Source organism: Streptomyces sp. UH6, from assembly GCF_013421635.1.
GTDB classification, from domain to species: Bacteria; Actinomycetota; Actinomycetes; order Streptomycetales; family Streptomycetaceae; genus Streptomyces; species Streptomyces abyssomicinicus.
The window spans coordinates 1-5,610 of the sequence record NZ_JACADT010000332.1 but is presented as its reverse complement, the minus strand read 5'-3'; the positions used below and the strand labels follow the sequence as shown (position 1 = coordinate 5,610).

The window sequence follows — 5,610 nt, the reverse complement described above, 5'->3', positions numbered from 1 at the left end:
TGGGCGCCGTCGCCGGCCTGGTCGCCGGCCTGGTGGCGGCCGTCGTCTACGGCATGATCATCGGCAAGGCCGAGGTGGAGATCGGCTACGCCGCGGTGGGCGTCGGCGCCCTCGTGGGCCTGGTGGCCGGCAAGATCGGCGGCGGCAACCCGGTGACCGGCGCGATCGCCGCGATCATCTCGCTGGGCGCCGTCTACCTCGGCCAGCTGATCGGCATCGCCGTCTTCGCGGCGGACAGCCCTCTGCTGCCCTACGACAGCTTCCTCCAGGTGCTGACGGACGACTTCAGCCTCGTCCAGCAGGCGTGGAGCGAGGAGATCGACGTCCTCAGCTTCCTCTTCCTCGCCCTCGGCGGTGCCGCGGCGTTCAGCGTCGCCAAGAAGGTCGGCAGCGACTGATCCGCGCCCCACGCCACGAGGGCCCGTCCACCGAAGCGATCGGTGGGCGGGCCCTCGTGCGTGAGCGGTGCGGTCAGCGGCGGTGCTGGGAGTCCGCGACCGTCACCTCGACGCGCTGGAACTCCTTGAGTTCGCTGTAGCCGGTCGTGGCCATCGCCCGCTTGAGCGCGCCGAAGAAGTTCATCGACCCGTCCGGCGTGTGCGAGGGGCCGGTGAGGATCTCCTCCAGCGTGCCGACCGTGCCCAGCGCGACCTTCTTGCCGCGCGGCAGCTCGGCGTTGACCGCCTCCATGCCCCAGTGGTGGCCCTTGCCCGGCGCGTCGGTGGCGCGCGCCAGCGGGGAGCCGATCATCACGGAGTCCGCGCCGCAGGCGATCGCCTTCGGCAGGTCGCCGGACCAGCCCACGCCGCCGTCGGCGATCACGTGCACGTACCGGCCGCCGGACTCGTCCATGTAGTCCCGGCGCGCGGCCGCGACGTCGGCGACCGCGGTGGCCATCGGCACCTGGATGCCCAGCACGTTGCGGGTGGTGTGCGCGGCGCCGCCGCCGAAACCGACCAGCACGCCCGCCGCGCCGCTGCGCATCAGGTGCAGCGCCGCCGTGTAGGTGGCGCAGCCGCCCACGATCACCGGCACGTCCAGCTCGTAGATGAACTGCTTCAGGTTCAGCGGCTCCTGCGCGGAGGACACGTGCTCGGCGGACACCGTGGTGCCGCGGATCACGAAGATGTCGACGCCGGCGTCCACGACCGTCTTGGAGAACTCGGCGGTGCGCTGCGGGGAGAGCGCCGCGGCGGTCACCACACCGGCGTCACGGACCTCCTTGATGCGCTGCCCGATCAGCTCCTCCTTGATCGGGGCGGCGTAGATCTCCTGGAGGCGGCGGGTGGCCGCCTCGGCCGGCAGCTCGGCGATCTCGTCGAGCAGCGGCTGCGGGTCCTCGTAGCGGGTCCACAGGCCCTCGAGGTTGAGGACGCCGAGGCCGCCCATCTCGCCGATCCGGATGGCGGTGGCCGGGGAGACGACCGAGTCCATCGGCGCGGCCAGGAACGGCAGCTCGAAGCGGTAGGCGTCGATCTGCCAGGCGATCGAGACCTCCTGCGGGTCCCGCGTACGGCGGCTCGGGACGACGGCGATGTCGTCGAAGGCGTACGCCCGGCGGCCGCGCTTGCCGCGCCCGATCTCGATCTCAGTCACGTCTGTGGCCTTTCCCTCTGCTTGTCAGGCGTCATCCAGTATCGCCGACGCCCATGACGAGGGCGGCCCCGCACTCCGCGGGGCCGCCCTGCTGCGTGTTTTTCGTGCTTCCCGTTACAGCTGGCCGCTGTAGTTCGGCGCCTCGACCGTCATCTGGATGTCGTGCGGGTGGCTCTCCTTGAGGCCCGCCGAGGTGATCCGGACGAACCGGCCCTTGGACTCCATCTCCTCGATGGTCTCCGCGCCCACGTAGCCCATGGTCTGGCGGAGGCCGCCGACGAGCTGGTGCAGCACGTTGGAGAGCGGGCCGCGGTAGGGGACCTGGCCCTCGATGCCCTCCGGGACGAGCTTCTCGTCGGAGCTGACCTCGGCCTGGAAGTAGCGGTCCTTGGAGTAGGACTTGCCCTGGCCGCGGGACTGCATCGCGCCGAGCGAGCCCATGCCGCGGTAGGACTTGAACTGCTTGCCGTTGATGAACTGCAGCTCGCCGGGGGACTCCTCGCAGCCGGCCAGCAGGCTGCCCAGCATCACGCTGTCCGCGCCGGCCGCCAGCGCCTTGCCGATGTCGCCGGAGTACTGGAGGCCGCCGTCGCCGATCACCGGCACACCGGCCGGACGGCAGGCGAGGGACGCCTCGTAGATGGCGCTGACCTGCGGCACGCCGATGCCGGCGACCACGCGGGTGGTGCAGATGGAGCCGGGGCCGACGCCGACCTTCACGCCGTCCGCGCCGGCGTCGATGATCGCCTGCGCGCCGTCACGGGTGGCGACGTTGCCGCCGATCACGTCCACGCCGACGGCGGACTTGATCTTGGCCATCCAGGACAGGGCGTTGCTGTTGTGACCGTGGGAGGTGTCCACGATCAGGAAGTCCACGCCGGCGGCGGCCAGCGCCTGGGCCCGCTCCAGGGCCTCCGGGCTGGCGCCCACGGCGGCGCCGACGAGCAGCCGGCCCTCGGCGTCCTTGGCGGCGTTCGGGTACTGCTCGGCCTTGACGAAGTCCTTGACCGTGATCAGACCCTTGAGGACCCCCGCGTCGTCGACCAGCGGAAGCTTCTCGATCTTGTGGCGGCGCAGCAGCTCCATGGCGTCCGTGCCGGAGATGCCGACCTTGCCGGTGACCAGCGGCATCGGCGTCATGACCTCGTGCACCTTGCGGTTGCGGTCGGTCTCGAAGGCCATGTCGCGGTTGGTGACGATGCCCAGCAGCTTGCCCGCCGGGTCCGTGACCGGGACGCCGCTGATGCGGAACTTGGCGCAGAGCGCGTCCGCCTCGGCGAGGGTGGCCTCGGGGTGCACGGTGATGGGGTCGGTCACCATGCCCGACTCGGACCGCTTCACCAGGTCGACCTGGTTGACCTGGTCCTCGACCGACAGGTTGCGGTGCAGCACACCGACACCGCCCTGGCGGGCCATGGCGATGGCCATCCGGGACTCGGTCACCTTGTCCATCGCCGCCGAGAGCAGCGGGATGTTCACCTTGATGTTCCGGGAGATCCGCGTGGAGGTGTCGACCGCGTTGGGGAGGACGTCCGACGCTCCCGGTAGCAGCAACACGTCGTCGTAGGTCAGCCCGAGTGTCGCGAATTTGGCGGGCACTCCGTCGACGTTTGCAGTCATGACACCTTCCCCAAATGGCCTTGATCGGTGCGGATGTCCATGCTAACGGGATCCGGGGGTCCGGCATTCCACCATTCGTGGGCGCGGCGGGTGACGCACCGGCTCCGCGTTCGGTTACCGGCTGTGACCGGAGGCCGGGCCGACGGAGGCCGACGCCTCCCCGCGCGGGCAGGGACCTGCTGGTGGCCGGTAATCGCCGCTTCGGCCGTCGCACGCAGTGACGGTCACTGCTCGGCGAGCGCCCTCAGACGGCTCAGCGCACGGTGCTGGGCGACCCGTACGGCACCGGGTGACATTCCCAACATCTGGCCGGTTTCCTCCGCCGTGAGGCCGACGGCGATGCGGAGCAGCAGCAGTTCGCGCTGGTTCTCCGGGAGGTTGGCGAGCAGCTTCTTCGCCCACTCCGCGTCACTGCTGAGCAGGGCACGCTCCTCGGGGCCGAGCGAGTCGTCGGGCCGCTCGGGCATCTCGTCGGAGGGCACCGCCGTGGAACCGGGATGGCGCATGGCGGCGCGCTGCAGGTCGGCGACCTTGTGCGCGGCGATGGCGCAGACGAAGGCCTCGAAGGGCCGGCCGGTGTCCCGGTAGCGCGGCAGAGCCAGCAGGACCGCCACGCAGACCTCCTGCGCCAGGTCCTCCACGAAGTGGCGGGCGTCGCCGGGGAGTCGGGACAGCCGGGTGCGGCAGTACCGCAGCGCCAGCGGATGCACCCGGGCCAGCAGGTCGTGCGTCGCCTGTTCGTCCCCGTCGACCGCACGATGGACGAGGGCACCGATCACCGTCGTCTCGTCGTCGCGCATCGCTCCATGGTGCCCTGGAGCCTGCGAGACGGGTCCGCCGTGCCCCTGGTTGTGCACCGAAGCGTTATGAGCAGGTGCGCCGGCACTCATCTCCTGCGCCCTCCCCTTCCGCTCGACCGACTCGTCCCCGAGAACTCCACACCTCAAGGATGCGGCATCCGCGGCGAAACGAGCATCGGGCACCCGTCGGGAGGTTCTGACGTCTCCGTCACAGGTGCGGCAGGCGGGGTCCTCCGGAGGGCTCTCCGGCACCCCGCCCTGACGCAGTCATCGAGGCGACCCACGAGCGGGTCCTACCGGACCAAGCCCCACCGGAAGCCGAGCGCCACGGCGTGCGCCCGGTCCGAGGCACCGAGCTTCTTGAAGAGCCGGCGGGCGTGGGTCTTGACCGTGTCCTCGGAGAGGAACAGCTCACGGCCGATCTCCGCGTTGGAACGGCCGTGGCTCATGCCCTCCAGGACCTGGATCTCGCGGGCCGTGAGCGTGGGCGCGGCGCCCATCTCGGCGGAGCGCAGACGACGTGGGGCGAGCCGCCACGTCGGGTCGGCCAGGGCCTGCGTCACCGTGGCGCGCAGTTCGGCCCGGGAGGCGTCCTTGTGCAGGTAGCCGCGGGCGCCGGCGGCGACGGCGAGCGCCACGCCGTCCAGGTCCTCGGCGACCGTGAGCATGATGATGCGGGCCCCGGGGTCGGCGGAGAGGAGGCGGCGGACCGTCTCGACACCGCCCAGGCCGGGCATGCGGACGTCCATGAGGATGAGGTCCGAGCGGTCGGCGCCCCAGCGGCGGAGGACTTCCTCGCCGTTGGCCGCCGTCGTCACACGCTCTACGCCGGGCACGGTCGCGACCGCGCGGCGGAGCGCCTCTCGGGCAAGCGGGGAGTCGTCGCAGACGAGGACGGAAGTCATGACCGCCCTCCGCAGCTGATGCGCGTCACCTTGAGCCTCCAGGCTGGTACGAAATCGTCACCTGTGCGGTCGATCCTTCGTGGGCCTCTCGGATCATCCACCCGAGCGCTTGTTCCGTCGACCGCCTCGCCCTCTCAACGACGGTCACTCGAAAGAGTTACGGGGAGAAAGGCCGCCTTCAGCACTCTACGTGAGGGGGTCATCACCTCCCAGTGACTCACAGCATGCACACAAGCTTTCCCCACGGACTCTGACCCGATTGGTCCCTTTTCTTCCGTTTCGCTGGTGTCTGTGACTAGATTCGCAATGAGTCATATTTTCATCTCCTTAGATCGTTCGTAGATCTTCATTGATCGCGGGTACGCGGTCGCCGAACCGGCAACCAGCACCAAGGGGACACGCCATGGCTGATTTCTCCCGCCTTCCCGGCCCTAACGCGGATCTGTGGGACTGGCAGCTCCACGCCGCCTGCCGAGGAGTCGACAGTTCGCTGTTCTTCCATCCGGAGGGTGAACGCGGGGCGGCGCGCAGCGCCCGCGAGAACTCGGCCAAGGAGGTGTGCATGCGGTGCCCGGTCCGGGCCGAGTGCGCCGCCCACGCGCTGGCGGTGCGCGAACCGTACGGGGTGTGGGGCGGGCTCACCGAGGACGAGCGCGAGGAGCTGATGGGGCGGGCACGGCACCGCCTGG

At 70.3% G+C, this 5,610-nt stretch carries 5 protein-coding genes and 1 pseudogene; 2 read left to right on the top strand and 4 right to left on the bottom strand.

Going from position 1 to position 5,610, the window contains the following annotated elements:
• Positions 1–398 (top strand): annotated as a pseudogene (locus HW445_RS16845) (hypothetical protein); the annotation flags it as partial.
• A 73-nt stretch (positions 399–471) separates the two neighbouring features.
• On the opposite strand, the gene HW445_RS16840 reads toward HW445_RS16845, so the two are convergent.
• The 4 genes from HW445_RS16840 to HW445_RS16825 form a co-directional block, all read right to left on the bottom strand.
• Positions 472–1,596 carry a GuaB3 family IMP dehydrogenase-related protein gene (locus tag HW445_RS16840; protein ID WP_180221837.1) on the bottom strand — a complete coding sequence of 375 codons (1,125 nt, stop codon included), beginning with the start codon at positions 1,594–1,596 and terminating at the stop codon, positions 472–474.
• A 114-nt stretch (positions 1,597–1,710) separates the two neighbouring features.
• Positions 1,711–3,216: an IMP dehydrogenase gene (gene guaB, locus HW445_RS16835; protein WP_180221836.1), complete on the bottom strand. Its 1,506-nt coding sequence runs from the start codon at positions 3,214–3,216 to the stop codon at positions 1,711–1,713.
• 224 nt (positions 3,217–3,440) lie between these two features.
• On the bottom strand, positions 3,441–4,016 hold the full coding sequence (locus HW445_RS16830; protein WP_108954763.1) for a sigma-70 family RNA polymerase sigma factor: 576 nt from the start codon (positions 4,014–4,016) through the stop codon (positions 3,441–3,443).
• A 293-nt stretch (positions 4,017–4,309) separates the two neighbouring features.
• Positions 4,310–4,921 carry a response regulator transcription factor gene (locus HW445_RS16825; protein WP_003948568.1) on the bottom strand — a complete coding sequence of 204 codons (612 nt, stop codon included), beginning with the start codon at positions 4,919–4,921 and terminating at the stop codon, positions 4,310–4,312.
• A gap of 403 nt (positions 4,922–5,324) precedes the next feature.
• On the opposite strand from HW445_RS16825, the gene HW445_RS16820 reads away from it, so the two are divergent.
• Positions 5,325–5,610, top strand: a 286-nt coding sequence (locus HW445_RS16820) for a WhiB family transcriptional regulator (RefSeq protein ID WP_180221835.1), incomplete at its 3' end; no start/stop codon positions are given.